Genomic DNA, 25,968 nt, shown 5'->3' on the forward strand with positions numbered 1-25,968 from the left:
AAACGCCCTTTCCCATCTGATACCGCACGCGCCGCCACTTCCGTGTCCGGCTATTGATGAGCCTTGCTCATGGCACCATGCACCGTCGCCCTATAGGGCACTCAACCCTCGCCCGCTAAGCTCTGCCTCTCATTGCCCGAACCACCGGAGCGCGAACATCCGGGGCCATAGGCCGGGGCCCGCACAGAGGAGGAAAGAATGGCACAGGACATGACCCGCCGGTCCGCGGTCGGCGCCATCCTGGCGGCCGGCCTGCCGGGCGGAGCATACGGTGGGACAGGAGCAGGCGGATCCGGCATGAAGATACAATTTGCGTTCGACAGCCACGTGTTCACCGCAACACTTCTCGATGAAGCTCCGGCGCAGGAGCTGGCCGCCATGCTCCCCTTGGACCTCACCATCGAGGATTATTCCAACAACGAAAAGATCGCCTATCTCCCCCGCAAGCTGACCCGTCGCGCCAACGCCTCCTTCGGCAACGAGGCCCCCGGCGATCTGTGCTATTACGCCCCATGGGGCAACCTCGTGCTCTATTATGCCGCGTATCATTATTCCCCCGGCCTCATCCGGCTCGGGCGCCTTGATGACGGTGTGCAACCGTTGATGACACGCGGCAAATTTCCCCTGCGCGCCACGCGCGTCTGAGCGCTTCCGGACGGGGCAGGCACCGCGTGCGAAGCGGCGGCGATCCAGGCAACGGTCGCCGACAAGAAACCGGGGCGCCGATAGCCGACGCCCCGCCTTCGTCCGGATCATGCCATCTCACCCTGCGGCAAAGCCGCATCAGCTCACGTTGAGATCCACATTCTTCAACGGCAGCTGCCGCACCCGCTTGCCGGTCGCGGCGTAGATGGCGTTCAGCACCGCCGGCGCCGCAACCGCGATCGTGGGCTCGCCGACACCGCCCCAGAAGCCGCCGGACGGCATGGAGATCACCTCAACCTCCGGCATCTCGTCGAGCCGCATGACGTTGTAGGTGTCGAAATTCTCCTGCTCGATGCGCCCGTCCTTCACGGTGCACTCACCGTAGAGCATGGCGGAGAGCCCGTAGACGAACGAGCCGGCCACCTGCGCCTCCACCTGCTGCGGATTGACCACATAACCGGGATCGGTGGCAGCCACGATGCGGTGGATGCGCAACTGTCCTTTCGTGACCGAGACCTCGGCGGCAGCGGCCACGTAGCTGCCGAAGCCCATGATCTGCGCCAGACCACGGGCGCGTCCCGCCGCCGGCTTCTCGCCCCAGCCGATGCCCCTGGCGGCGGCCTCCAGGACAGCAAGGTGCTTAGGATGGTTCTTCATGAGCCTGCGGCGGAACTCCAGCGGGTCCTGCCGCGCGGCATGGGCCAGCTCGTCGATGAAGCTCTCCATATAGACCGCATTCTGATTGAGGTTCACGCCCCGCCAGAAGCCCGGCCGGATGTGCGGATTGCGCATCGCGTAATCGATCAGAATGTTGGGAATGGTGTAGCCGAGGCGCCCTTCCGGCCCGTCGGGAAGCAGCCCCTGATAGACCAGAGGATCGCCATTATTGCCCACCAGAGACGGTATGGCATAGCTGGCGATGGACTGGCCGGAGATGCGCATGTGCAGCGCCTCCACATTGCCCTGCCCGTCCAGCGTCGCCCGGAAGCGGGCCTGGGTGACCGGATGGAAGCGCCCCTGAAGCATGTCCTCTTCCCGGGTCCACATCATCTTCACCGGGACGCCCGGTACCTGCTTCGCGATCAGGGTGGCGATGCGCAGATAGTCCGTCGCGAGACGTCGCCCGAAGCTGCCGCCGATGCGCATGACATTGACTTCGCATTTATCCGGCGAAAGACCGGCGGCGGTGGCAAGCGTGGCGTGCGCCGCCTCGGGCGACTGGGTGGGCGCCCAGGCCTCGCAGCGGTCGGCCGTCCAGCGCACGGTCGCGCTCAACACCTCCATGGGGGCATGGTTCTGATAGGGGAAACCATAGTCCGCTTCGATGACGCGGCTCGCCTTGCCGAGCACGGCCTTGGCATCCCCAGCCTTGTGTCCGACAAAGGCGTCGGGCGCAGAAAGTCCCTCGCGCAGCGTCGCGGCGATGGTGGCACTGGAGACCTTGGCGTTCGGTCCCTCGTCCCACTGGATCGGCAGAGCATCGAGTGCGGTCTTGGCCCGCCAGAAGGTGTCGGCCACCACCGCCACCGTCTCGTCATCCACCTTCAGCACATGCTTGACGCCGCGCATGCCCGAAACGGCGGCCGCGTCGAAGCTCTTGACCTTGCCCCCCTGAACGGGACAGGCCTTGGGGATCGCCACCAGCATGCCGGGCATGCGGATGTCCATGCCATAGACCAGCGAGCCGTTGAGCTTGTCCAGCGTGTCGAGACGCTTCAGCGGCTTGCCGGCGATGGTCCAGTCCTTCGGATCCTTCAGCGGCACATCGGCCGGCACGGGAACCGCATTGGCTGCCGTTGCAACCGCCCCATAGGTGATGGTGCGCCCGCTGGCGGCGTGAGTGATGACGCCCTTGGCAGCCCGGCACTGCGCCGCCGGCACGTTCCAGCTCCGAGCGGCCGCTTCCACCAGCATGGCACGCGCCTGCGCGCCTCCGAGCCGCAGATAATCGTGCGAGCCGCGGATGGAGCGCGAGCCGCCTGTCTGCTGCGAGCGCCAGGCATTGCCCCGGCTCTTGTTGCTGCCGGGATTGACGAGCTCGAAGCGCACCTTGTCCCAGTCGCAGTCAAGTTCCTCGGCCACCAGTTGGGCAAGGCCGGTCAAGGCCCCCTGCCCCATCTCGATGCGGGCGATGCGGATGATGACCGTCTCGTCGGGCTGCACCACCACCCAGGCGTTGACCTCGTTCGGGGCCGTCTGGGCAAGGGCCGGCTTCAGCGCCGGGAAGCTGAAGCCGAAGGTGAAGGCACCGGCCGCCACCGCGCCGCCGCGCAGGAACCCGCGCCGGCTGAGGGCCGAGGAGGAGATCTGGGAAGAATGCGTCATGACGGCCTCCTCACCCCCGGTTGGATGCCATGCGGGCAGCGGCGAGCTTGGTGCCGGCGAGCACGCGCCCATAGGTCCCGCAACGGCAGATATTGGTGATCTCCGAGCGGATGTCCTCGTCGCTCGGGCTGGGGTTCTGCGCCAGCAGCGCGGAGACGGCCATGATCATGCCCACCTGGCAGTAGCCGCACTGGGCGACGTCGAGCTCCGCCCAGGCCAGTTGCACCGGGTGCGGCTTCTCCGCCCCGAGCCCCTCGATGGTCACGATCTTCTGTCCCGGCTCAACGGCACTGACAGGCACCGAGCAGGAGCGGGTGGCAACCCCGTCCAGATGGACGGTGCAGGCGCCGCACTGCGCAACGCCGCAGCCATATTTGGTGCCTGTGAGACCCACGTGGTCGCGCAGGGCCCAGAGCAGGGGCGTATCCTCCTCCACGTCGATCTCGAAATCCCGACCATTGACGTTCAGCTTGGCCATCGTCTGCTCCCGGTCTGGTTATGCTGTTCCAGGCTCACTTCGGCTGCGAAAGGGTCTGCAGGTAGCCGGTGATCGCGGCGCGGTCCGCGGCGCTCGTCACCGAAACCGTCATGGTCGTGCCGGGCACCATCGCGCGCGGATTAGCGAGATACGTGTCCAACTGCGCCGCATCCCAGGTCACATCGAGTGCCCTCATACCTTGCGAATAGCGGGCGCCTTCGAGGCTGCCCGCCTTGCGGCCGATAACCCCGCTCAGGCTCGGGCCGATCCGGTTCTGGCCGGATTCGACGGCGTGGCACGACGCACAGCGCGCGCGGAACAGGCGTTCGCCGGCGGCAGCATCCTGCGCATGGGCCGCGCCTCCCGTTCCCAGCAGTGTCAGGGCAAGGCACATGATCAGGGGCGTCTGCCGAAAGGCCATTCCGTCTCCTAAGGTTACGTCGATGGGGCTGCATCAGGGATGAACGAATGCGTGATCGGCCGGTGACCCCGGCGATCACGCAAGGCCGAGCCCACGGGTGTCTGTGTCGGGGCGCGGCCTATCAGGGTGAGCTGAAGCGTCACTCTAACCTTGCGTCGGCACGGCGATTAGGGCGGCGGGGCGGAATGGGCCTATGAGCACCGCTCAACAATGAGGTGCCCCCGGCCGCCGCCATTCAGTTCAGGCCGAGGCGCGCGCGACGCCCGCCGTGCGCCAGGCCAGAAGCGCCGCCAGCACCAGCAGGACAACCGCCGTACCGAAGGTGGCGTCGTATCCACGGAGATCGAACAGCAAGCCGCCGACCGTCGCGCCAAGGGTGATGGCGAGCTGGACGACCGCCACCATGAGCCCGCCACCCGCCTCCGCATCCTGCGGGAGGGTACGCGACAGCCAGATCCACCAGCCGACAGGCGCCGCCGTGCTGAGGAAGCCCCAGCCGGCGAGCAGGAGCGCCGTCGCGAGGGGGCTCCCGCCGAACAGCGTCAGCGCGAGCCCGATACCGCCCATGAGCGCCGGGATGACGACGAGCGTGCCGTAGAGGCTACGCCTCAGTGCAGCCCCGATCAGACTGGTGCCGACGAAGCCGGTGACGCCCATGACCAGCAGAATGAGCGAGAGCGTCGGCACGTTCACGCGCGTCACCGCCTCCAGGAATGGGCGCAGATAGGTGAACAGGGTGAACTGCCCCATGAAGAAGAGGCTGACCGCCGCCATGCCCCATCCAACCACCGGCCACCACACCAGCCGGAACGCACCGGGGGCGGCAGGCCGCCGCTCCACCGGCAGCGTCGGCAGGCTGGCCAGCAGCCAGAGGAACACCAGAACGGCTACGGGGACGACGCAGAAGAATGCGCCGCGCCAGCCGATCAGACCGCCGAGGAAACTCCCCATGGGCGCAGCGACCACCGTCGCGAGGGCATTGCCGCCGTTCAGGATCGCGAGCGCGCGAGGCACCTGCGCTTCAGGGACCAGACGCATGGCGGTGGCGGCGGACATGGACCAGAAGCCGCCGATGACGACCCCGATCAGCGCACGCCCGGCCATCAGCACCGCGTAATTGGGCGCGGCCGCGACAATGGCGCCCGACGCGATCATCAAGCCCGTGAGCGCGAGCAACAGCACTTTTCGGTCGAGGCTTCCGGCAAGGGACGCGATGAACAGGCTGGTGAGCACCGCAAAGGCGCCAGAAACCGAAATCGCCTGTCCGGCCTGTCCTTCGGAGATGCCGAGATCGGCGGAGATGGGCGTGAGCAGGCTCACCGGCATGAATTCGGAGGCGATGAGGGCGAAGGCACACAAGGCGAGCGCGAGCACCGCGCCCCAGGCGGCGGTGCCGCGTTGCACGACGGCGAGATCCGGCTTGGAGGATGTAAGCATGAGCGTCCGTTCCGCGTCCCGCCCGGGGCGCGCGTCCCCCGCCCCCCGAACCCGGGTTCAAGGGCGAGCGGCACGCACCGACGTGCGTCAGAGCTGGGATGTCGGTTGTCTGAGTGAGGCTGGCGCCAAGGCCTGAAGGATCAGGCCGGCACCGGAGGCGCAAAGCTAACGCGCCGCCTCATGGCCGGGTAGCCGGCCGCCATCGCATGAAGCGGTGAACCCGGCTCATCAATGCAAGACCGCTGAACGGCGACCACGCTTCGTCCAGCCTCACCGGAAGGCGCACCCTGCTGCGGGCGCGCCCCTTCGCTCACATCACCGCGCCGAGCTGCCAGGGCACGAATTCGTTTCGGCCATAGCCGAGCAGTTCGGACTTGGAGCGAGTGCCGGAAGCGACATCGAGCACCGTCTGGAAGATCTCCCGGCCCTTCTCCTCAATGCTGACGCCTTCAAGGACATCACCGCAGTTGAGGTCCATGTCTTCTTCCATCCGGCGATAGAGATCGCTGTTGGTGGCCAGCTTGATGGAGGGCGTGGGCTTACAGCCATAGGCCGAGCCACGGCCGGTAGTGAAGCACAGCACGTTCGCCCCACCCGCCACCTGCCCGGTGGCGGCCACCGGATCGTAGCCGGGCGTGTCCATATAAACGAAGCCCTTGCGGTCGATCCGCTCGGCATAGCGATAGACGCCGCGCAGGGTGGAAGTGCCGCCCTTCGCCACCGCACCCAATGACTTTTCAAGAATGGTGGTGAGGCCGCCGGCCTTGTTGCCGGGGGACGGATTGTTGTTCAGCTCGCCACCGGCGCGGGCGGCATAGTCCGTCCACCAGTCGATGAGATCGACGATCTTGCGACCCACCGCCTCGCTCTCGGCCCTGCGGGTAAGCAGATGCTCGGCACCGAAGATTTCCGGCGTCTCGGAAAGGATGGCCGTGCCGCCCTGCCGCACCAGAATATCCACCGCCGCCCCCAGCGCGGGATTGGCGGTGAGGCCGGAATAGCCGTCCGAGCCGCCGCATTGGAGCGCCAGCATCAGCTCGGAGGCCGCCACCGTCTGCCGCCGGGATGAATTGGCGAAGGCCAGCATCTCCTTCACCCGCGCGACGCCGGCCGCCACGGACTTTCGAGTGCCGCCGCTCTCCTGGATCGTCAGACTCTGGAAATGCTCCCCCTCAACGATGCCATAGGCCTCCTTGAGACGCGGGATCTGGAACACCTCGCAACCAAGGCCGATAACCAGCACGGCCGCAAAATTGGGATGGGTGGCATAGCCCCACTGGGTGCGGGCGAGGATGTCGAACTCCTCCCCCTTGCTGCCCATGCCGCAGCCGGTGCCGTGGGTGAACGGCACCACGCCGTCGATGTTGGGATAATCCGCGAGGATGCCGGAGCGCGTCACCTCATCCGCAATGTAGTCCGCCACGGTGGCCGAGCAGTTCACCGAGCTGAGGATGCCGATGTAGTTGCGCGTGCCCGCGCGGCCATCGGCCCGGCGGAAGCCCTCGAAGGTGGCGGGCATCTCGCCCGGCAGCAGGCCTTCGGGCGCGCGGGCCTCCGAGGCGAAGGCATAATCGCGCTCGAAGTCCTGCAGCATCACATTGTGTTCATGCACCCATTCGCCCGGCGCGATGTCCGTCCTGGCGAAGGCGATGACCTGCCCGAACTTGCGCACCGGCGCCCCGGCGGGAATGGGGGCGGCCGCGATCTTGTGGCCGCGGGGCACGGGCCCCGCCGCCGTCAGGCCGCCAGCCAGCGCCGCGCCCCGAGCAACGGTATCGAGGACGATGACGACATTGTCCGTCTCGTGGAGACGCAGCGTGCGCGGGCTGGACATGAAGAAACCTCAGACTTCCAGGATCGCCTTGATGACCCCGGCCTCCGGCCGCAGCCACTCCTGGAACAAAGCGGGCGCGTCGGAGAGCGCGCCGCGATGGGTGTTGAGCGCGCGGGTGGGCACCTTGCCCGCCTCCATCTGGCGCACCACCTCGGCGAAATCGTCAGGCTGGGCGTTGCGGCTGGCGAAGAGCGTGGTTTCCCGCTTGTGGAACTCCGGATCGGAGAAGGTGATGTCCTGCCGCACCACGCTCACCAGCACATAGCGGCCCGCATGGGCGACGAAGCCGAAGCCGCGCTGCATGGCGCCCGCATGGCCGGTGGCGTCGATCACCACATCATAGAAATCGCCGCCCGTGATGCCGCGCGCCACGTCTTCCGCGCCCGCATCGGCGATGAGCAGATGGTTCGCGCCCAGCGCGTCCCTGGTGAAGTTCAGGCGATCCTCGCGGGTGTCCATCACGGACACCTCGGCGCCCCGCGCCTTGGCGAAGATGATGGCGGACATGCCGATGGGCCCGGCGCCCACCACCAGGACCTTGTCCTGCGCCGTGATGCTGCCGCGCTTCACGCCATGGGCGCCGATGGCGAGGAACTCGATCATCGCCGCGTCATCGAGCGAGGCCGAGCCCGCCGGAATGACATTCTGCTCCGGCACGCAGAGGAACTCCGCCATGCCGCCATCCCTGTGCACGCCGAGCACGGCGATGTTCTGACAGGCATTGGTCACGCCCTTGCGGCAGGCCACACACTTTCCGCAGGAGAGGTAGGGCACGATATAGACGTTCTCCCCCCTGGTGAGACGGCTGCCTTCCGGCGCCTGCTCCACCGTGCCGGAGAGCTCGTGGCCCATCACGCGGGGATATTCGAGGAAGGGATGCTTGCCCTGGAAGATATGGAAATCCGTGCCGCAGATGCCCACGCGCCGGATGCGTACCAGCACCTCGCCGGGACCCGGAACGGGCTCGGGACGGCTGATCACCGACAGGCGGCCGGGTTCTTCGCAGAGTAACGCCTTCATCGTCCAGGTCTTTCCTGAAATGGAACAGGGCGGCGGCCCGGTGGAGACCGGGCCGCCTCGTCAAATCACTTCAACATGTCTTCCGGCAGCGAGGTCCCGTTGTAGCGGGTGTAGATCTCGTTCAGCTTGCCGTTCTTCAGGTTGGTGGCGATCACCTTGTTGACCGCCTCCCGCAGCGCATCGTCGCCCTTGCGCAGACCGGCCGCATAGGGGTTGGTCTTGAGCACCAGCTTGATTTCCAGCGGATCGTTGGGACGGCGCGCATTCACCGCCGCCATCACCTGCGGCGAGGAGGCCATGATGTTCACCTGGCCGGACACCAGCGCGGTGATGAGGGTCGCGTCGTCGTCATAGCGCACCATCTCGGCGCCCTGCGCCTGGGTGGTGGCTTCCTTGTCGTTGCTGGAGCCGCGGGTGGTGCCGAGGCGCTTGCCCACGAGGTCCTTCAGATCCTTGACGGCAACGCTCTTGGGCGCGGCGACGACGATCTGGATCACGCCGTAGGGATCGGAGAAGTCGATCACCTTCTTGCGCTCGTCGGTAACGCTGAACGAGGCCATCACCAGATCCGCCTTGCCGGTGAGCAGGAAGGGGATGCGGTTGGGGCTCGTGACCTGCACGATCTCCAGCGGGAAGCCGAGATCGGCGGCGATGAGCTTGGCGCTCTCCACATCCGAGCCGGTGGGCTGCATGTTGGCATCGTTCATGCCGAAGGGCGGGGAGCCGAGGTCCACCGCGATTAGGATCTTGCCGCGCTTCTTGATCTCGTCGAGCGTGTCGGCGCGGGCCGGCAGGGCAAAGCTGCCCATGGCCGCAAGGCCGGCGGCCCCGGCGAGAAAGGCGCGACGGCCGATGTTCAGGCGCTCCATGGTTCCATCCCTTCTTGTGTGCTTGGCGTCGGTTTGAGAGTGGCGTCGGCGTTTTTGGTTATGGCAGGCGCTGGGCCAGCAGGTCACAGCCCGCTGCCGACGAAGGCTTTCAGTTCTTCGGTCTGCGGGTTCTCGAGCATGGCGCCCGGCCCCGTTTCCCAGACCTTGCCCTTGTGCATGTAGATGACCTTGGAGGCCACCTTGCGGGCGAAGGCCATCTCGTGCGTGACGAGGATCATGGTCATGCCGCCGCGCGCCAGATCCTCCATCACCTTCAGCACCTCTCCGGTGAGCTGCGGATCAAGGGCGGAGGTCACTTCATCGAACAGCATCAGCTTGGGCTGCATGGCGAGCGAGCGGGCGATGGCCACGCGCTGCTGCTGGCCGCCGGAGAGCTGCTCGGGATAATGATCGGCCTTGGCCTCCAGCCCGACGCGGGCCAGCACCTCGCGCGCCAGTTCCCGCGCCTTCGCCTTGGACAGGGACTTCACGCAGGTGGGCGCGAGCATGATGTTCTGTTCCGCCGTCAGGTGCGGGAACAGGTTGTAGCTCTGGAAGACGATGCCCACGTCCCGGCGTAGCTCGCGCTTGTCGAGCTTCCTGTCATGCACCGCATGGCCGCAAACGGAAATGGTGCCGTCCTCGATGGTCTCCAGCGCATTGATGCAGCGCAGGGCCGTGGACTTGCCGGAGCCGGACTGGCCGATGACCGCCGCCACCTCGCCGCGCCCCACCTCAAAGGACACGCCATCCAGAACCTTGACCGCGCCGAAGCTCTTATGGACGTTCGAAAGACTAACGACGGCCGACATTGAGCTTCCTTTCCAGGCTGCGGCTCCAGGTCGAGAGCGGATAGCAGAGGACGAAATAGATGCTGGCCACCACGATGAAGATGGTGAACGGCTCGAAGATGGAGTTGTTGACGAGCTTGCCCGCCTGAGACAGCTCGATGAAGCCCACCACGGAGGCCAGCGACGTGTTCTTCACGATCTGCACCAGGAAGCCCACGGTGGGTGCAGTGGCGATGCGCATGGCCTGCGGCAGCACCACCTTGGTCATGCGCTGCCAGCGGCTGAGCGACAGGCATTCAGCCGCCTCCCACTGCGTCTTGGGCACGCTCTCGATGCAACCGCGCCAGATTTCCGCAAGGAAGCCCGAGGCATAGATAGTGAGGCCGAGGCCCGCCGAGAGGATGGCCGGCACTTCCTTGAAGCCGACGATGGCGATCCCGAAGTAGAACAGGAACAGCAGGATCAGGAGGGGCGTGCCCTGCACGATCTGGATGTAGCCGATGGCGATGCCGCGCACGACGGGGCTGGGAGAGACCCGCGCCAGCGCCACAAGGAAGCCGACGATGCCGCCGCCCACGAAGGCGATGGCCGAGAGGCCGACCGTCCACAGCGCGGCCCAGCACAGAAACTCGAAGTGAGTCAGGGTAAAGGTTGGCATCCCATTCCCCTCAGAGCGCCGTGCCGAGCTTGCGGCGCCGCACGAACACCACAAGACCGAACAGCCAGAAGGCGAGGCGCACCACGAAGGACAGCGCCAGATAGAGCACGCCGACGACGATATAGGTCTCGAAGCTGCGGAAGGTGTCGGACTGGATGCGGTTGGCCACCGCCGTCAGTTCCTCGGCAGAGATCTGCGAGGTGATGGACGAGGCCAGCATCAGCAGCACGTACTGGCTGGTGAGCGCCGGATAAACCCGCTCGATGGCGGGGCGCACGATCACGTGCCAATAGGTCTGCGGCCGGCTGAGGCCGAGGCACTCTGCGGCTTCCAGCTGCGACTTGTGGATGGACTCAAGGCCCGCCCGCACGATCTCGCTGGTATAGGCACCCACATTCACCACCAGCGCCAGCACCGCCGCGAGGTTGGCGGAGACGTGGATGCCCAGCGTGGCGATGCCGAAATAGACGATGAACACCTGCACCAGCAGCGGCGTGTTGCGGATGATCTCCACATAGGTCGCCACGAGGAACTTCACCCACGGCGGGCCATCCGCCCGGCCGATGGCGCAGAGGGTGCCGAGAATGAAGCCCAGCACCGTCGATATCAGGGACAGTTGCAGCGTGAGCCACACGCCCATGGCGAACTCGCGCCAGAAGGGCAGAAGAACCGCGAAGTCGAACTGATAGGTCATGCGCCGCTCCGCGCGGTTTTCGGCGGCGACGCACGCCTGGCCATCACGCCGTCCAGCAGCGGGGTGGCCGGCACGCCCCCCGCCTCTCCCCACCAGCTCAGGAACGCGGCGATGCGGCGCTCCACCTTGGTGGCGTGGTTCTGCGCGATGTCCGAGATGCGATGATCGAGGAACGGATTGAGGAAGCGGTCCATGGTGGTGGCGAGATAGGCCTGCGCCTCCTCGCCCATGCCATGGGCGGCAAAGCCCGGCAGCACTTCGGCGCGATAGAGGCCATCAAGGCGATCGCGCACCGCGCCATCGGCAAGGATGGCCTTCACGGTCTCGTCCGGATCACGCCCTTCCGAGCGCCAGATGTCGGCGAGCACGGTGTGGCCGAGATTGAGGATGTGCAGCTTCAGCCGCTCGAAGGGACCGAGATCATCCGCCATCACCACGCAGGGATGATCGAAGGGCGCGACAAGGCCCGGCCGGCGTTCGATGGCCCAGAGCGCGTAGGGCTCGGCCACCGCGCCCACGGGATCGAGCGCCTGCGAGACGATGCGGTCCACCAGCGTGTCGGCGAAGATCACGTCCCGCTCCAGCCACGCAAGGAAGGCGGCGGGCGCCTGCGCATCAGTGGCGAGCGCGCGCACGGTCTGCGCCAGCACGCGGCCGTTGCCGTTGATGAGCTCGCACGGCAGCACCGTGAGCGGACGACCGCCCTGCCGCCAGCGGCGGTGCAGGAGCGCGGTGAGCTTGCCGGGGAAGGACTGGGGCACGCCGCCGGCCAGCAGCGCGGGATCGCGATCGGCTGCCGCCACCTCGTAGCCAGCGTCCGCCGTGTTGGAAACGATCAGGTCCGCTTCCGTTGCGAAGAGCTCGGACACGGCCTCCCAGTCGCGGGCGGCGGAGAGGCCGCGATCCACGCTGCGCACGTCGATCCGGCGCTCGATCCGGGCGCCGTTCTCAAGGCCGCGGATGATGACGGGATAGCCCTCCGGACGGCCGAAGGCAGCGACGCGTCCGGCGCGGTCGGCGGAACCCGAAGCCTGCACGACGGCGATGGGGCTGACGGCCTGGCCGGCCTCGCGCGCCTCGTGCACGAAGAGGTCCACATGTGCCTGCAGGAAGCGGCTGGTTCCGAACTGAATGATGCGGCCGGTCACGCGAAGACGCCTTTCACCCACAAGGCGAAACGGATTCGAGACACGGCTGCCGGGCAAGCCCAAGCCTGGCTCATCGAGCGCTCTCCCTGATTTTCGTTCTTGTCTAGTTAAATATGAAAATCCATGGTGTGCGAACAGAGTCAATCGGTTTTTTATGCACTAAAATACAAACAGGCATCCCCGCGAAGCGGATGCCCGAACGGGAGTGGGACGCTGAATCATGCGGGGGAACAGCCTTTTCAAGCGCACCTACAACCAGTGTTTGAGCCTGCTCGGCGACCTGCCGCCGGGCGCGCGACTGGGCTCGGAGGCGCAGCTGGCGCAGGTACTGGAAGTCAGCCGGACGACGGTGCGGGCGGTGCTGGCCGCGCTGGCCGAAGCCGGCCTCGTGACCGCGGAGGCCGGCCGGCGCCAGCTCGCGCGCCATCCGACGCCGGCCCACTATTTTCCCGAGCCGCAGACGGAATCCGTCCGCGCCAGTGTTGAGCGCCAGTTCATGCAGTGGGTGTTGCAGGGCGATTTCCGCCCCGGCCAGCTCATCCATTGTGCGGAACTGGCGCGACAGTTCAATACCTCAACCACGGCGATCCGCGAATATCTCAGCCACTTCAGCCACTTCGGACTTATTGAGCGACGACCTAACAGTGCCTGGGTATTCAAGGGCATCACCGCGGATTTCGCGGCCGAGATCTATGAGATCCGCGAGATGTTCGAGCTGCGCTCCGCCCAGCGCTTCGCCAGCCTGCCGCCGGAGGCTCCCGCGTGGCGGGAGCTCGATGCCCTGGAGGCGGAACACCATGCGCTGCTGAAGGAAATCCATGTCCGCTACAGGGATTTCTCCCGCCTCGACGAGCGGCTGCACCGGCTGATCCATGACGCCTCGCACAACCGCTTCATGATGGATTTCTACGACGTCATCTCCATGATCTTCCACTACCATTACCAGTGGAACAAGGCGGACGAGAAAGAGCGCAACACCGTCGCCATCCACGAACACCTTGCCTATATCGCTGCGCTGCGCAGCCGCGACGCCCGTGCCATCGAAGCCAAGTGCCGGGCCCATCTGCGCACCGCCCGCTCGACGCTGCTGCGCTCCATCGACGCCGGTCCCCTGCGTCCTGGCGCGAGCCTGCCGCTGGATCCGGATCGCCCTCCCCTCGCCCTTCCGGTGGGGCCGTCCCATTCCAAGGCCAAGCGGTCGCCCGTTGCAGCGAGGCGGCGCTGAGGCCGGCGGCCACTCCAAAGAGAAACGGGAGGGGCTTATCCGCCCCTCCCGTTGCCTCTCATTGCCGATCTGCGATCCTCACGCGCCGTGTTCGGCCGCGTGCGGCGGGGCCGCAACCTCCTCGTCCCTGGCTTCCTTATGGTGCGTCTCGCCGATCAGCACATAGGCGGCGGGCACCACATAGAGGGTGAACAGCGTGCCGATGGCGAGGCCCGTGGCGATGACGAGGCCGAGGTTGTAGCGCGAGGCGGCGCCCGCGCCGGAGGCGAAGATCAGCGGCACCACGCCGAGCACCATGGCTGCCGTGGTCATGAGGATGGGCCGCAGCCGCAGGGTCGCCGCGGCGATGATCGCGTCCCGCTTCGATTTGCCTTCGAGCTGAAGCTCGTTGGCCACTTCCAGCATCAGGATGCCGTGCTTGCTGATGAGGCCCATGAGGGTGGTGAGCCCGACCTGCGTGTAGATGTTGATGCTCGCGCCACCGATGCCGACGCTGATGAACAGCAGCGCACCGGCGAGCGACATGGGCACCGACAGCAGGATGACCACCGGATCGCGGAAGCTGTTGAACAGAGCCGCGAGCGCCAGGAAGATCACGATCAGCGCGAAGGCGAAGGTGGTGACGAAGCCGCCGCTCTCCTGCACGTACTGCCGCGAGGCGCCGCCGAAATCGAGCGTATAGCCGGCCGGCAGCGTCCGCTTGGCGAGATCCTGAAGCGCCGTGATGGCGTCACCCGTCGTCACGCCCGGCGCCACCACGCCGGCGATGGTCGCGGCATTCACCTGCTGGAAGTGATTGAGGGATTCCGGAACCGTCTTGGTCTCGATGCGGGCCACGGTGGACAGCGGAACCATCGTGCCGTCGCCGGTGCGGATATAATAATCCAGCACCTGATCGGTGTTGAGGCGCGCCTCCTGCTTCACCTGCGGGATCACCTTGTAGGAGCGCCCGTCGAGGCTGAAGTAGTTCACGTAGCCGCCGCCGAGGAGCGAGGAAAGCGCTCCGCCGACCCCGTTCATGGTGAGGCCGAGCAGCGAGGTCTTCTCGCGGTCGATGACCAGAGAAGCTTGAGGCTGGTCGATCTTCAGATCGTTGTTGAGGAAGATGAACAGGCCCGTGTTCAGCGCATCCTGCAGGAACTTGCTGGCCACCTCGTTCAGCTTGTCGAATCCGTCGGAGGTGCCGATGACGATCTGCATCGGCAGGCCGTTGGAGCCCGGCAGCGGGGATTGCTGGAAGGCGACGATCTTCTGCCCCGCCACCTGGTTCAGCTCCTGCTGGATCATCGGTTGCAGGGTCTTCGTGGTGGCCTTGCGCTGGTCCCACGGCTTTAGCACCCAACCGGCGATGCTCGTGGAGGGGCTTTCCACCTGAAAGACCGTCTCCGTCTCCGGATGCTTGGCGAAGGTCTCGAACGTCTGCCCGTTGTAGAGCTGCTTCTGCTGAAGCGTCGCATTGGGGGCGGAGATGCTCTGGGCCAGGATGATGCCCTGGTCCTCCTCCGGCGCCAGCTCGCTCTGGGCGGAACTGTAGAGCCAATAGACGCTGCACAGCACCAGACCCGCAAAGACGGCGATGACGGGCAGATAGTTCAGCGCGCCGGTGAGCGAGCGGGAATAGGCCGCCGTCACGGCACCCATCACGCGGTCCACCGCCAGCACCATGCGCGATTCAAGATCGCCGCCGGCATGGTCCACGGGCTTCAGCATGCGCGCCGACATCATGGGTGTGAGTGTCAGCGCCACTACGGCGGAGATGGTGACCGCGCCCACGAGGGTGAAGGCGAACTCGGTGAACAGCGCACCGGTGAGGCCACCCTGGAAGCCGATGGGCACATAGACCGCCACCAGAACCACCGTCATGGCGATGATGGGGTTGGCGAGCTGGCGGGCGGAGGCGAATGCGGCCTGAAGCGCTGTCATCCCCTCCTCCATGTGATGGTTGACGCTTTCCACGACGATGATCGCGTCGTCCACCACAAGGCCGATGGCGAGCACGAGCGCCAGCAGCGTCAGGAGATTGATGCTGAAGCCGAAGGCCAGCATCATCAGGAAGGTGCCGATGAGCGAGAGCGGGATGGCGATGACCGGAATGAGCACCGAGCGCCAGGACCCCAGGAACGCGAACACCACGATGGTCACGATGACCAGCGCTTCGACCAGCGTATGAATCACCTCCTCGATGGAGCTGTTCACGAAGTCCGAGCTGTCATAGATCACGCCCATGGTGAGCCCGCTCGGCAGTTGCCGCTCGATCTCCGGCAGCGCGGCGCGCACGCCCTTGATCACGTCGAGCAGATTGGCGGACGGGGCGATCTGGATGCCGACGTAGACGGACTGATTGCCGTTGAACATGGTGGCGGAATCGTAATCGTCCGAGCCGAGCGTGACATTGGCCACGTCCTTCAGCCGCACGATGGCGCCATTGGCCTGCTTGACGATGAGGTTCTTGAACTCGTCCACATTGTGCAGGCTGGTGGAGGCGGTGAGGTTCACCTGAACCATCTGCCCCTTGGTGTTGCCGAGGCTCGCGATATAGTCGTTGTTGGTGAGCGCGGTCGAGACTTCGGAAGCCGTGACGCCATAGGCCGCGAGCCGGATGGGGTCGAGCCAGGCGCGCATGGCGAAGGTCTTGCTGCCGAGCAGTTCCGCTGTCTGGACGCCTTCCACCGCCTGAAGCTTCGGCTGCACCACGCGGATTAGATAGTCCGTCACCTGATTGGGCGCGATCGCGTCGCTGCGGAAGCCGATATACATGGCATCGATGGTCTGCCCGACCTTCACCGTCAGTACCGGCTGCTGCGTGCCGGTGGGGAGCTGGTTGAGGACCGAATTGACCTTGGTGTTGATCTCGGTGAGCGCCTTGCCGGTATCGTAATTGAGCCGCAGGTTTGCGGTGATCGTGCTGGTGCCCGTTGTGCTGGTCGAGGTCATGTAGTCGATGCCGTTCGCCTGGGCGATGGCATTTTCGAGCGGCGTGGTGATGAAGCCGGCCACCACGTCCGGATCCGCGCCGGGATAGGTCGTCGAGACGGTGACGATGGCGTTCTGCGTGCGCGGATATTGCAGGATGGGCATGGAGCTCATGGCCCGCAGGCCCAGCACCAGGATCATCAGGCTGACGACGATCGCGAGCACCGGCCGGCGGATGAAGATATCGGTGAAGGACGACATGCGCGCCTCCGCTCAGCGGTCGGTGATGGAGGGAGAGGGCGTATTCGTCGGCAGGACGGCGTTGTTGACGGTGACCTGCGAGCCGTTGTGCAGCTTCATCTGCCCCGCCACGACGATCTGGTCGCCCGCCGCGAGGCCGGAGGTCACGGCGATCTGATCGCCGCGGGTTTCACCCGTCTTCACGAACACCTGCTTGACCGAGAGGCCGGTCGACGAGCCTTCCTTCTTCTCCACCACGAAGGCGATGTCGCCGTAGGGGTTCGCGGTGATCGCCGTCTGCGGGACCGTCACGAGATCGGAGGGCTTCCCGACGGAAACCTCCACGGTCGCGAACATGCCCGGAAACAGGCGCTTGTCGTCATTCTTGAACTCCGCCCGCACCTGCACGTTGCGGGAGGAGGTGTCCACCTTCGGGCTCACCGCCGTGATCGTCCCCTCGAAGCTCTGGCCGGGATAGGTGTCCACGGTGGCCTTGACGGCCTGGCCGGTCTTGATGTCGGCCAGCGCCTGCTGCGGCAGATAGAAGTCCACGAAGATGGGGTTGAGCGACTGGAGGGTCACAATGGTCGTGCCGGCGCTGACATACTGGCCGAGATCCACCGCGCGGATGCCTAGGCGGCCGGAGAAGGGCGCCTTCAGCGTCTTCTTGTCCACCACCGCCTGCTGCTCGGTCACCTGCGCCAGCGCCTTCTTGAGGTTCGCCGTGTCGCTATCCACGGTCGCCTGGCTCACCGCGTGGATCTTGAGCTGTTCCTTGTCGCGATTGAGGATGATGGCGCTGACGTCGGCGGTCGCCTTGAGGGCCTCGAGGTTCGCCCGCTCCTCGTCGTCGCGCAGCTTCAGGAGCACCTGCCCCTCCTGCACCTCGTCGCCGGACTTGAAGTTCAGTTCCGAGACGGTGCCAGAGCTTTCCAGCGCGAGGTCCGCACCGGCCTCCGCCCGCACGCTGCCGACCGCCTTGATGCTGGTCTGCCACGGCGAAAGCGCGGCCTCCATGGTGGCGACCGTCTGCGGGGGATCGCGCAGAGAGGCCAGTGCCTGCTTGATCATCGTGGCCTTGAACATCTGGAAGCCATAGAGGGCTCCGAAGACGAGGCCGACGGCGATCAGCATCATGATCATCCGCTTCTTCATGGATTGCTTCTCCTGGCCGCTCGGGGGCCGTCATGTCGCAAGGGTCGGACGCCGGCATCGAGCCGGCGGCGGCCTCAGTGGTCCTGGAAATAGCCCGCGTTGGTCCGGGGCAGGGATTGTGCGGTCTGGTCGACACGGTTCCACCAGCCGCCGCCGAGGGACTGGAACAGCGCGGCGGTGTCGCTGAAGCGCTGGGCCTGCGCCTTCACCCGGGCGATCACGGCCTGCTGGTAATTCTGCTCGGAGGTCAGCACGGAGGGATAGGTCACGGCACCCGCCATGTACTGGGTGCGCGAGATCTTCACGCTGTCCTGCGCCGCCTTCTCATAAGCGAGCTGCGCCTTCAGCGTATTGGCGTCCGCTTCGATGGCACGCAGCGAGTCCGCCACATCGCGGAACGCGGAAATGACCGTGCTCTTGTAGGTGGCGAAGGCCTGTTCGCGGCTGGCGATGGCCGCTTCCTTGTCGTGATAGAGCGTGCCGCCGTCGAACACCGTCTGCGACAGACTGCCCGCGACGCTCCAAGCGGCCGTTCCGGGCGAGAACAGGCTGCTCGGGGTGAGGCCGTTGCGGCCATAGCTGCTGCTGATCTGGATCTGCGGCAGCATGTTGGCCACATTCACGCCCACCGTGGCGGTCGCCTTGTGCAGGGTGGCTTCCGCGGCCGCGATGTCCGGCCGCTGCCGCACCAGCGCGGAGGGCAGGCTCACCGGCAGGTCGCGCGGCAGGGTGAGGCTCGAGAGGCTGACGTGTTCGCCGCGATCCTCGCTCGGCAGCCGGCCGAGATAGGCCATCAGCTGGTTGCGCTGCTGGGCCAGCTGCTTCTGGAGTGGCGGCAGGGTGGCCTGTGTCTGGGCGAGGTTCGACTGCTGGGAGAGCACGTCGGATTGCGCCACCGCGCCCAGCTCGAACTGGCGCTGCACCAGCTTGAGCTGTTCTTCCTCAGACTTGATGATGTCGTTGGTGGCGTCGATCTGGGCCCGCAGCGATGCGTCGGAAATGGCCGCCGTCACCACATTGGCGGTGAGGCTCAGATAGGTCGCTTCCAGCTGATACTGCTGATATTCCGCCTGGGCTTGGAGCGCCTCCACCTGCCGGCGCGTGCCACCCCAGGCATCGAGCACATACGAGACGCTCACCGAAGCATTGTAGAGATTGTAGGGGCTGCTGTTGCCGCTCTGGTTCTGCGAGGCGTTGGAGACCACCTGCCGCGTGCCGCTGCCGCTCGCCGACACCTGCGGGAAGAGACTGCCCTCCTGCGCCAGCACATTCTCGCGTGCCGCCCGCAATGCCGCCTGGGCCGCAGCGACGTCGGGATGGTTCTGAATGGCCTCGGTCACGAAGGCGTCGATCTGCTTGTTGCGGAACACCTTCCACCACTCGCCCGGCAGGTCGCGCCCGCGCAGGAAGACCTGGCTTGCGCCGCCGTGGACCTCTGCAGTGGCGGTGGGCGCAGGATTGCCCTCCGGCAGATAGCCGTTGACCCGCGGGGCATCGGGCGCGGTGAAGTCCGGACCGACCATGCAGCCGTGCAACAGAAGCAGTGATGCCGCCAGGGCGCCGCCTTTGACGCATGCGCTGGCGGCGGCGAGAGATTTATGTTTCCGCATGGTCGTCTTGAGTCCCAACTGAACCGAACCGTTCAGTTCGACTAGGAACTAAGCTTGGCTTGCGTTAGAGTCAATAGAACTAAACCGTTCAGTTCGGTGGGGAACAATCATGGGAACGGGATCCGCAACGGTGGCGGAAGACAAGGGCGTGCTGCGCCCCAAGGCGCTGAAGGCTCTGGGGGCTGCCCGTGCGGTATTTCTCGACTGCGGGTATGACGCTGCGAGCATGGATGCGATCGCCCGCGCCGCGGGCATCTCCAAGGCGACGCTCTACGCCCACTTCGCCAGCAAGGAAGATCTGTTCGAGGCGCTGATCCGCCACGAATGCCGCGACCTCAAGGCAAAGCTGACACCGCTGGATGCGAGCCGTCCGGCGGGGGAGGAACTGCTGCGGATGGCCCGCGAGTTGCGCCGCCTCTTCGCCCAGGACGAGGGGCTGACGATCTATCGCATCATCGTGCCGGTGGCCCACCGTTTCCCTCGGCTGGCACGCATCTTCTACGAAGAGGGACCGGAGACGGCGATCGGGCAGATGGCGGATTTCTTCCGCGCCGTGAGCAGCACCGGACGACTGGCGATTCCCGATCCGGACGTGGCCGCGCACCAGTTTCTGGCGCTGGTCAGCGACGACCTCAAGCTGAGCTGCTCGCTCGCGCTGCCCTACCGCTGGGCGTGGGACGACGAGGCGGTCATGCGCAGCAGCGTCTCCATGTTCCTCTCATTCTACGCGGTGGATGGCACGCCCGTCTAAACCGCCTCCCCTCCCGTCCTTTTGCATCTGCCGTGCAACGCGGCGCCGGCCGCCGTGGCGCGGATCAAGGCGCTGCGCGTGTTTTGCCACGTCATAAAATTAACTTATCGTCATAATCAGCAAATAGAAGTTAATCTAATGAGCGGGATTTGTTAGAAGCTTTGCAATGAGCCCAAGGGCGCGCCGGTGTACGGATCGCTGCGCCCGAATGTCGGAGAGAAGCATGAACGCAACGACTGAGACCCCCACGGGCAAATGCCCGGTCGCCCATGGCACCGGGGGCACCCAGAATCGGGACTGGTGGCCGAACCAGCTGCGTGTGGACCTGCTGAACCTCCATTCGCCCAAGTCCGATCCGCTCGGCGCGGCGTTTGATTATCGCGCGGAGTTCAAGAAACTCGATTACGAGGCGCTGAAGAACGACCTGCGCAAGCTGATGACCGATTCGCAGGACTGGTGGCCTGCCGACTTCGGCAATTACGGCCCGCAGTTCGTCCGCATGGCCTGGCACAGCGCCGGCACCTATCGCCTCGCCGACGGCCGTGGCGGCGGTGGCCGTGGGCAGCAGCGTTTCGCGCCCCTCAACAGCTGGCCGGACAACGTCAACATCGACAAGTCGCGCCGCCTGCTGTGGCCGATCAAGCAGAAGTACGGCCAGAAGATCTCCTGGGCCGACCTCATGATCCTCACCGGCAACGTGGCGCTGGAGACCATGGGCTTCCGCACCTTCGGCTTCGCCGGTGGCCGCGAGGACACCTGGGAGCCGGATCAGGACGTCTTCTGGGGCTCCGAGACCGCCTGGCTCTCGCACCGCACGCTCGAGAAGTTCGATGCCCCGCTCGGCGCCACCGAGATGGGCCTCATCTACGTCAATCCGGAAGGCCCGGACCGCAACGGCGACCCGATCTCCGCCGCCAAGTTCATCCGCGAGACCTTCGCCCGCATGGCGATGAATGACGAAGAGACCGTGGCGCTCATCGGTGGCGGCCACACCTTCGGCAAGACGCATGGTGCCGCCGCTGAATCCCACAAGGGTCCGGACCCGGAAGCAGCCGCGCTTGAGGCGCAGGGTCTCGGCTGGGCCAGCAATTATGGTACCGGCCACGGCGCCGACACCATCGGCAGCGGCCTCGAAGTCACCTGGACCCAGACCCCGGCCCAGTGGAGCAACTTCTTCTTCGAGAACCTGTTCAAGTATGAATGGGTGCAGACCCGCAGCCCGGCCGGCGCCATCCAGTGGGAAGCCAAGGACGGCCCGGACATCATTCCGGACGCGCACAATCCCGAGAAGAAGCACAAGCCGACGATGCTCACGACGGACCTGTCGCTGCGCTTCGACCCGATCTACGAGAAGATCTCCCGCCGCTTCCTCGAGAACCCGCAGGCCTTTGCCGAGGCCTTCGCCCGCGCGTGGTTCAAGCTCACCCACCGCGATCTCGGCCCGCGCTCGCGCTACCTCGGCCCGGAAGTGCCGCGTGAAGTGCTCCTCTGGCAGGACCCGGTCCCGGCCGTCGACCACCCGCTGATCGACGATGCGGACGCCGCCGCCCTCAAGGCGAAGGTGCTGGCTTCCGGCCTCACGGTGTCCGAGCTCGTCGGCACCGCCTGGGCCTCCGCCTCCACCTTCCGCGGCGGCGACAAGCGCGGCGGCGCCAATGGCGCGCGCATCCGCCTCGCCCCGCAGAAGGACTGGGCGGTGAACCAGCCCGAGCAGATCGACAAGGTGCTGAAGGCGCTCACCCGCATCCAGGGCGAGTTCAACCTCAACGCCAGCGACGGCAAGAAGGTGTCGCTGGCCGACGTCATCGTGCTCGCCGGCAATGCCGGTGTGGAAGAAGCCGCGAAGGCAGCCGGCCACGATGTGTCCGTGCCTTTCGCGCCCGGCCGCACCGATGCCTCGCAGGCCGAGACGGACGCGGATTCCTTCAAGTGGCTCGAGCCGGCGGCCGATGGCTTCCGCAACTATCAGAAGGACGGCCTCGCCGTGCCCGCCGAAGTGGCGCTCATCGACAAGGCCCAGCTCCTGACGCTGACCGCCCCGGAGCTCACCGTCCTCATCGGCGGCCTGCGCGCCATCAACATCAACGTGGATGGCGCCAAGCACGGTGTCTTCACCGACAAGCCCGGTGCGCTGACCACCGACTTCTTCACCAACTTGCTCGACATGAGCACGCAGTGGAAGGCGGCCGGCGAGAGCAATGACGTCTATGAGGGCCGCGATCGCCAGACCGGCGAACTCAAGTGGACCGGCACCCGCGTGGACCTCGTGTTCGGCTCGAACTCCATCCTGCGCGCGCTCGCTGAGGTCTATGCGGCCTCCGACGCCAAGGACAAGTTCGTGACCGACTTCGTGGCCGCCTGGACCAAGGTGATGAACCTCGACCGGTTCGATCTGGCCTGATCGCCCCCAGGACAACCGACCGCCGCCGGAAACGGCGGCGGTCTCTTATTTGCGGCCTGCCCGGGGGCCTCACGGTGACGGCCTTGACGGCCCTCGCCGTTTGCCCGCCTCGCTGGCGTCAGAACATGCCGTTCTTGTTCTTCGATGTCTCCGGGATGGGCTGCACCACATCCCAGTGCTCTTCGATCTTGCCGTCCTTCAGCCGGAAGATGTCCACGATGGCATTGCCGCGCGTGCCGGGCTCGCGCACCGCATGGACGTGCAGGATGACGAAATCCCCATCGACAAAGACCTGCGTGATCTCGCTATGGGATTGCGGATAGGTCGTCTTCAGGAATTCCAGGAACTTCCTGAAGCCCTCCGGCCCGTCCTCCGCCGTCGGATTGTGCTGGATATAGGTCCCGAGATATTTCGAGGCGGCCGCAAAATCCTTCTGGTTCAGCCCCTTGTCGTAGAAGTCCAGGACGATCGTCTTGTTGCGCTCGGCCTGAGACGACATCTCGGCCTGTGCCAGCGCTGGCACGGCGGACACGCAGAAACTGAACAACAGCGCCGAAACAGCCAGATATTTCATCTTCGATCCCCAACAGAACATTGCCACCAGATGGCACGGACGCGGGGAACGACAAGTCACAATCGTGTCGGCGCGAACCGTTCACTGGCAACGAGACCCGATCTGCGCCTTCAAGAGAGGCCCCATTTCGGCTCGAAAGACAGACCGTTCGAACCCTCCAAGAAGCGGCCTGTGGCATCGAGCACGCCGGCATTGCCGGTCGAGGCTCTGAAATGGCAGATGTGGCCGGCCTCTCCCACGGCAGGGCTGCACGATATTTTCGCGAAGTGCGTCGCGGCTGTGTTCTCGGACGAACCCTTCTCAGCGCCTGTGTCCATCGTCCCCGTGCCGATGTGCTGATTGGTTCAACGCGCTCCGGCGGGTCGTGATCCAGCAGGTCAAGCATGACGGGGAACGGATCTACGAGCGTTCCCGGGCGAGCCGGAAGGGGCAGGCTTGTTGTTTTATCGCGTTACCCTCCGCAGAATTGCTCGTATTCCGGGGAACAGGCTCTGACGGCCGGCATAAGGAAAGGAGGCGACAGGTGGTGAAACGGCGCGGCGCCTCTCTCGGGCTCCTGATGCTGCTCGCGGTGTGGCTCGGGCTTAATGCCCTCTTCCTCGGCCTCAACGCCCGTAAGGCGCTGGAGCGGGCGCGCGAAGAGGTCAGTTCCAGCGGCCTCGCCCTGCACCGCGTGGTTTCGCAGCGGGTGGCGCAGCACGACGCGCTCCTCACCAGCCTTGTGGCGCTGGCGCTGGTGGCCGATCCCCCGCCGCAGGATGCCATCCTTCAGGTGAGCCAAAGGTTCATGCGCTTTTATCCCCGTGTCGCCGGCATCGATCTGGTGGCACTGACGGAGACTGCCGGCACGGTGGCGCTGCACCCAGTGATATCCATCGCCTCGCCCCCCGCGGACCATCGCAGTCTCGCCGCCGCCCTCTATGCCCTGACACCTGGAGAACCGCGCAGCTTCCTCGATCCTCCCATGCCCACCCACTATCTGGTCGGCAAGAAGGCGAGCGCGGCGAACCCCGCGCTGGCGGTCATCATCGAGATCGACGCCGCCCTGCTGGTGGAGCCCTCCGAGCGCCCCGCCTGGGCGCACGCGACGCTCGCGCTGGACGGACAGACGCTAGTGCAATGGCCCGCGGAGCAGGAAGCCGCGGCCCTGTCCTTCCTGCCCACGCCCCGCTTCACCCGTGCCATCGACAGCACCAGCCAGCCCCTCACCCTCACCCTCGTGCGCCCGCTGTCGCTGGCCGAGATCCTCGATCCGAAGCTGAGCCTCGGGTTTGCAATCCTGTCGCTCCTGGCCCTGCTGGTACTGCATTATGCGTGGCGCCAGCGCCTCGCCGCCCGCCAATCCGCTGAGACCGCCCGTCTTGCCGAGCAGCGCACACGGCTGCTGGAGCACGAGACCCGCCTCGCCCATGCGGCTCGCGTGAATGCGCTGGGGGAGCTCGCCTCCGGCATTGCCCACGAACTGACCCAGCCGCTCACCGCACTTCTGAGCCAGAGCCAGGCGGCGCGTCGGCTGGCACGGCCCGGCAGCGACCCCGCACTGCTGGAACAGGCGCTGGAGGCGAATGTGCGCGAGGCGCGGCGGGCCGGCGAGATGCTGAAGCGCATGCGTGACTACATCAGCAACCGCGAAACGAGCCCCGTTTTGACCCCCGTGGCGCGTATCGTGGACGACGTGGCGGGGTTGGTGAAGGCTGATCTCGACCGGCGCGGCATCGCGCTGGTGCTGGAGAATGCGGCGCCGGACGCCTGCATTCTCGCCGATCCCATCGAGATGGAGCAGGTGCTGCACAATCTCATCCGCAACGCCGCCGACAGCCTCGACGGCACGGGACTTGAGAAGAGCATCACCGTGCGCATCAGCGCCCTGCCGGCCTCCGCCGCCACCGTCGAGGGCCATGTGGAGATCCGCGTCTCCGACAGCGGGCCGGGCATTCCGGAGACCGCGCTGCCGCGCCTGTTCGAGCCCTTCTTCACCACCAAGCCGGATGGGCTGGGTCTCGGCCTTTCGCTCTGCGCCACGTTGCTGGAGCGGTGCGGCGGCAACATCTCGGCCGCGAACGCCCCTGCCGGAGGCGCGGTCTTCACCCTCACGCTTCCCGAAGCCGGCGCCGCCCGGCAGGCCGCGCAATGACCCCTGTCCGCATCTACCTCGTCGATGACGACCAGCCGGTCCGCGAGGCGCTGTGCCTACTGCTCGGCACCTATGGCATGACGGTGGAGGCGTTCGCCGATCCCGCAACCTTCCTCGCCCATGTGGACCGGAGCCGACCCGGCTGCCTCATCCTCGACCTGCGCATGCCCATGATCAGCGGCCTGCAATTGCAGCAGAAGCTGGTGGAGCGTGGGATCGACTGGCCCGTCATCATGATCACCGGCCACGGCGACGTGAATGCCTGCCGCCGTGCCTTCAAGGCGGGCGTGCTCGACTTCCTCTCCAAGCCCTTGGACGAACAGGTGCTGCTGGACGCCATCGCCGCGGCAGAAAAGGCCCTTGAACAGGTGCTTGAGCGGGCGGAGGCGCAGGATCTGCTGGGCCGCCTTACCGAGCGCGAGCGCGAGGTCCTGGACATGGTCTGCCAGGGCTGGGCGAGCAAGGAGATCGCCACCGCGCTCAACGTCTCGGCACGGACCATCGACGCCCACCGCGCCCATATCGCGGAGAAGCTCGGCACGAGCTCCGTCGCCGAATTCGTGCGCCTCACGCTCGCCGATCCCGCCACGACGTCTAGGTAGCTCTACCTACATCACCCTGTGCCCTCACGGATTCAGCCCCGAA

The 25,968-nt window shown here is 66.0% G+C and carries 21 protein-coding genes; 6 read left to right on the forward strand and 15 right to left on the reverse strand.

The window, feature by feature from the left end; translation table 11 throughout:
- The first annotated feature begins 198 nt into the window (after positions 1-198).
- Complete coding sequence (locus AZC_RS16865; protein ID WP_012171796.1) at positions 199-645, forward strand: cyclophilin-like fold protein; 447 nt, start codon at positions 199-201, stop codon at positions 643-645.
- 138 nt (positions 646-783) lie between these two features.
- Here AZC_RS16865 and AZC_RS16870 read toward each other — a convergent pair whose 3' ends face one another.
- The 11 genes from AZC_RS16870 to AZC_RS16920 form a co-directional block, all read right to left on the reverse strand.
- Complete coding sequence (locus AZC_RS16870; RefSeq protein WP_012171797.1) at positions 784-2,970, reverse strand: xanthine dehydrogenase family protein molybdopterin-binding subunit; 2,187 nt, start codon at positions 2,968-2,970, stop codon at positions 784-786.
- A gap of 10 nt (positions 2,971-2,980) precedes the next feature.
- Positions 2,981-3,448, reverse strand: coding sequence for a (2Fe-2S)-binding protein (locus AZC_RS16875; protein WP_012171798.1), 468 nt, complete (start codon positions 3,446-3,448; stop codon positions 2,981-2,983).
- 34 nt (positions 3,449-3,482) lie between these two features.
- Positions 3,483-3,869, reverse strand: coding sequence for a c-type cytochrome (locus AZC_RS16880; RefSeq protein WP_012171799.1), 387 nt, complete (start codon positions 3,867-3,869; stop codon positions 3,483-3,485).
- A 240-nt stretch (positions 3,870-4,109) separates the two neighbouring features.
- Entirely contained in the window at positions 4,110-5,306 is a 1,197-nt protein-coding gene (locus AZC_RS16885) for an MFS transporter (protein WP_012171800.1), read from the reverse strand.
- 310 nt (positions 5,307-5,616) lie between these two features.
- Positions 5,617-7,140: a UxaA family hydrolase gene (locus AZC_RS16890; RefSeq protein WP_012171801.1), complete on the reverse strand. Its 1,524-nt coding sequence runs from the start codon at positions 7,138-7,140 to the stop codon at positions 5,617-5,619.
- Positions 7,141-7,149: 9 nt separating this feature from the next.
- Positions 7,150-8,160: a zinc-binding alcohol dehydrogenase family protein gene (locus tag AZC_RS16895; protein ID WP_012171802.1), complete on the reverse strand. Its 1,011-nt coding sequence runs from the start codon at positions 8,158-8,160 to the stop codon at positions 7,150-7,152.
- 65 nt (positions 8,161-8,225) lie between these two features.
- Positions 8,226-9,029 carry a transporter substrate-binding domain-containing protein gene (locus AZC_RS16900; RefSeq protein WP_012171803.1) on the reverse strand — a complete coding sequence of 268 codons (804 nt, stop codon included), beginning with the start codon at positions 9,027-9,029 and terminating at the stop codon, positions 8,226-8,228.
- Positions 9,030-9,112: 83 nt separating this feature from the next.
- Positions 9,113-9,841: an amino acid ABC transporter ATP-binding protein gene (locus AZC_RS16905; protein ID WP_012171804.1), complete on the reverse strand. Its 729-nt coding sequence runs from the start codon at positions 9,839-9,841 to the stop codon at positions 9,113-9,115.
- A complete protein-coding gene (locus tag AZC_RS16910) occupies positions 9,825-10,478 on the reverse strand; it encodes an amino acid ABC transporter permease (protein ID WP_012171805.1) in 654 nt (217 codons plus the stop codon). The genes AZC_RS16905 and AZC_RS16910 overlap by 17 nt, the downstream gene beginning before the upstream one ends.
- A 10-nt stretch (positions 10,479-10,488) precedes the next feature.
- Positions 10,489-11,172, reverse strand: a complete 684-nt coding sequence (locus AZC_RS16915; protein WP_012171806.1) for an amino acid ABC transporter permease — start codon at positions 11,170-11,172, stop codon at positions 10,489-10,491.
- Positions 11,169-12,320 carry a D-mannonate oxidoreductase gene (locus tag AZC_RS16920; protein ID WP_012171807.1) on the reverse strand — a complete coding sequence of 384 codons (1,152 nt, stop codon included), beginning with the start codon at positions 12,318-12,320 and terminating at the stop codon, positions 11,169-11,171. The genes AZC_RS16915 and AZC_RS16920 overlap by 4 nt, the downstream gene beginning before the upstream one ends.
- A gap of 220 nt (positions 12,321-12,540) precedes the next feature.
- On the opposite strand from AZC_RS16920, the gene AZC_RS16925 reads away from it, so the two are divergent.
- Positions 12,541-13,545 carry a GntR family transcriptional regulator gene (locus tag AZC_RS16925; protein ID WP_012171808.1) on the forward strand — a complete coding sequence of 335 codons (1,005 nt, stop codon included), beginning with the start codon at positions 12,541-12,543 and terminating at the stop codon, positions 13,543-13,545.
- 78 nt (positions 13,546-13,623) lie between these two features.
- Here AZC_RS16925 and AZC_RS16930 read toward each other — a convergent pair whose 3' ends face one another.
- From AZC_RS16930 to AZC_RS16940, 3 genes are all read right to left on the reverse strand, one after another.
- On the reverse strand, positions 13,624-16,719 hold the full coding sequence (locus tag AZC_RS16930; protein ID WP_012171809.1) for an efflux RND transporter permease subunit: 3,096 nt from the start codon (positions 16,717-16,719) through the stop codon (positions 13,624-13,626).
- A gap of 12 nt (positions 16,720-16,731) precedes the next feature.
- Positions 16,732-17,853 carry an efflux RND transporter periplasmic adaptor subunit gene (locus AZC_RS16935; RefSeq protein WP_012171810.1) on the reverse strand — a complete coding sequence of 374 codons (1,122 nt, stop codon included), beginning with the start codon at positions 17,851-17,853 and terminating at the stop codon, positions 16,732-16,734.
- Between the two features lie 74 nt (positions 17,854-17,927).
- The gene (locus AZC_RS16940; protein WP_244421732.1) at positions 17,928-19,376 is read right to left on the reverse strand and encodes an efflux transporter outer membrane subunit; all 1,449 of its coding nucleotides are present in this window, start codon (positions 19,374-19,376) and stop codon (positions 17,928-17,930) included.
- Between the two features lie 196 nt (positions 19,377-19,572).
- Here AZC_RS16940 and AZC_RS16945 point away from each other — a divergent pair, with 196 nt between their 5' ends.
- Complete coding sequence (locus tag AZC_RS16945; protein WP_012171812.1) at positions 19,573-20,214, forward strand: TetR/AcrR family transcriptional regulator; 642 nt, start codon at positions 19,573-19,575, stop codon at positions 20,212-20,214.
- A gap of 223 nt (positions 20,215-20,437) precedes the next feature.
- Positions 20,438-22,615: a catalase/peroxidase HPI gene (gene katG / locus AZC_RS16950; protein ID WP_043879513.1), complete on the forward strand. Its 2,178-nt coding sequence runs from the start codon at positions 20,438-20,440 to the stop codon at positions 22,613-22,615.
- A 118-nt stretch (positions 22,616-22,733) separates the two neighbouring features.
- Here the strand turns inward: katG and AZC_RS16955 are convergent, their stop codons facing one another.
- Positions 22,734-23,189 carry a nuclear transport factor 2 family protein gene (locus AZC_RS16955; protein ID WP_012171814.1) on the reverse strand — a complete coding sequence of 152 codons (456 nt, stop codon included), beginning with the start codon at positions 23,187-23,189 and terminating at the stop codon, positions 22,734-22,736.
- A gap of 523 nt (positions 23,190-23,712) precedes the next feature.
- On the opposite strand from AZC_RS16955, the gene AZC_RS16960 reads away from it, so the two are divergent.
- The gene (locus tag AZC_RS16960; protein ID WP_043879514.1) at positions 23,713-25,323 is read left to right on the forward strand and encodes a sensor histidine kinase; all 1,611 of its coding nucleotides are present in this window, start codon (positions 23,713-23,715) and stop codon (positions 25,321-25,323) included.
- Positions 25,320-25,925 (forward strand): response regulator transcription factor, encoded by a 606-nt coding sequence (locus AZC_RS16965; RefSeq protein WP_012171816.1) that lies wholly within the window; start codon positions 25,320-25,322, stop codon positions 25,923-25,925. The genes AZC_RS16960 and AZC_RS16965 overlap by 4 nt, the downstream gene beginning before the upstream one ends.
- Positions 25,926-25,968: the final 43 nt, after the last annotated feature.

It is taken from the genome of Azorhizobium caulinodans ORS 571 (genome assembly GCF_000010525.1).
Classification (GTDB): Bacteria; Pseudomonadota; Alphaproteobacteria; order Rhizobiales; family Xanthobacteraceae; genus Azorhizobium; species Azorhizobium caulinodans.

Coding starts and splice junctions, on each gene's coding strand:
- AZC_RS16865 (WP_012171796.1), top strand. CDS start 199: ATGGCACAGGACATGACCCGCCGGTCCGCGGTCGGCGCCATCCTGGCG.
- AZC_RS16870 (WP_012171797.1), bottom strand. CDS start 2,970: ATGACGCATTCTTCCCAGATCTCCTCCTCGGCCCTCAGCCGGCGCGGG.
- AZC_RS16875 (WP_012171798.1), bottom strand. CDS start 3,448: ATGGCCAAGCTGAACGTCAATGGTCGGGATTTCGAGATCGACGTGGAG.
- AZC_RS16880 (WP_012171799.1), bottom strand. CDS start 3,869: ATGGCCTTTCGGCAGACGCCCCTGATCATGTGCCTTGCCCTGACACTG.
- AZC_RS16885 (WP_012171800.1), bottom strand. CDS start 5,306: ATGCTTACATCCTCCAAGCCGGATCTCGCCGTCGTGCAACGCGGCACC.
- AZC_RS16890 (WP_012171801.1), bottom strand. CDS start 7,140: ATGTCCAGCCCGCGCACGCTGCGTCTCCACGAGACGGACAATGTCGTC.
- AZC_RS16895 (WP_012171802.1), bottom strand. CDS start 8,160: ATGAAGGCGTTACTCTGCGAAGAACCCGGCCGCCTGTCGGTGATCAGC.
- AZC_RS16900 (WP_012171803.1), bottom strand. CDS start 9,029: ATGGAGCGCCTGAACATCGGCCGTCGCGCCTTTCTCGCCGGGGCCGCC.
- AZC_RS16905 (WP_012171804.1), bottom strand. CDS start 9,841: ATGTCGGCCGTCGTTAGTCTTTCGAACGTCCATAAGAGCTTCGGCGCG.
- AZC_RS16910 (WP_012171805.1), bottom strand. CDS start 10,478: ATGCCAACCTTTACCCTGACTCACTTCGAGTTTCTGTGCTGGGCCGCG.
- AZC_RS16915 (WP_012171806.1), bottom strand. CDS start 11,172: ATGACCTATCAGTTCGACTTCGCGGTTCTTCTGCCCTTCTGGCGCGAG.
- AZC_RS16925 (WP_012171808.1), top strand. CDS start 12,541: ATGCGGGGGAACAGCCTTTTCAAGCGCACCTACAACCAGTGTTTGAGC.
- AZC_RS16930 (WP_012171809.1), bottom strand. CDS start 16,719: ATGTCGTCCTTCACCGATATCTTCATCCGCCGGCCGGTGCTCGCGATC.
- AZC_RS16935 (WP_012171810.1), bottom strand. CDS start 17,853: ATGAAGAAGCGGATGATCATGATGCTGATCGCCGTCGGCCTCGTCTTC.
- AZC_RS16940 (WP_244421732.1), bottom strand. CDS start 19,376: ATGGTCGGTCCGGACTTCACCGCGCCCGATGCCCCGCGGGTCAACGGC.
- AZC_RS16945 (WP_012171812.1), top strand. CDS start 19,573: ATGGGAACGGGATCCGCAACGGTGGCGGAAGACAAGGGCGTGCTGCGC.
- katG (WP_043879513.1), top strand. CDS start 20,438: ATGAACGCAACGACTGAGACCCCCACGGGCAAATGCCCGGTCGCCCAT.
- AZC_RS16955 (WP_012171814.1), bottom strand. CDS start 23,189: ATGAAATATCTGGCTGTTTCGGCGCTGTTGTTCAGTTTCTGCGTGTCC.
- AZC_RS16965 (WP_012171816.1), top strand. CDS start 25,320: ATGACCCCTGTCCGCATCTACCTCGTCGATGACGACCAGCCGGTCCGC.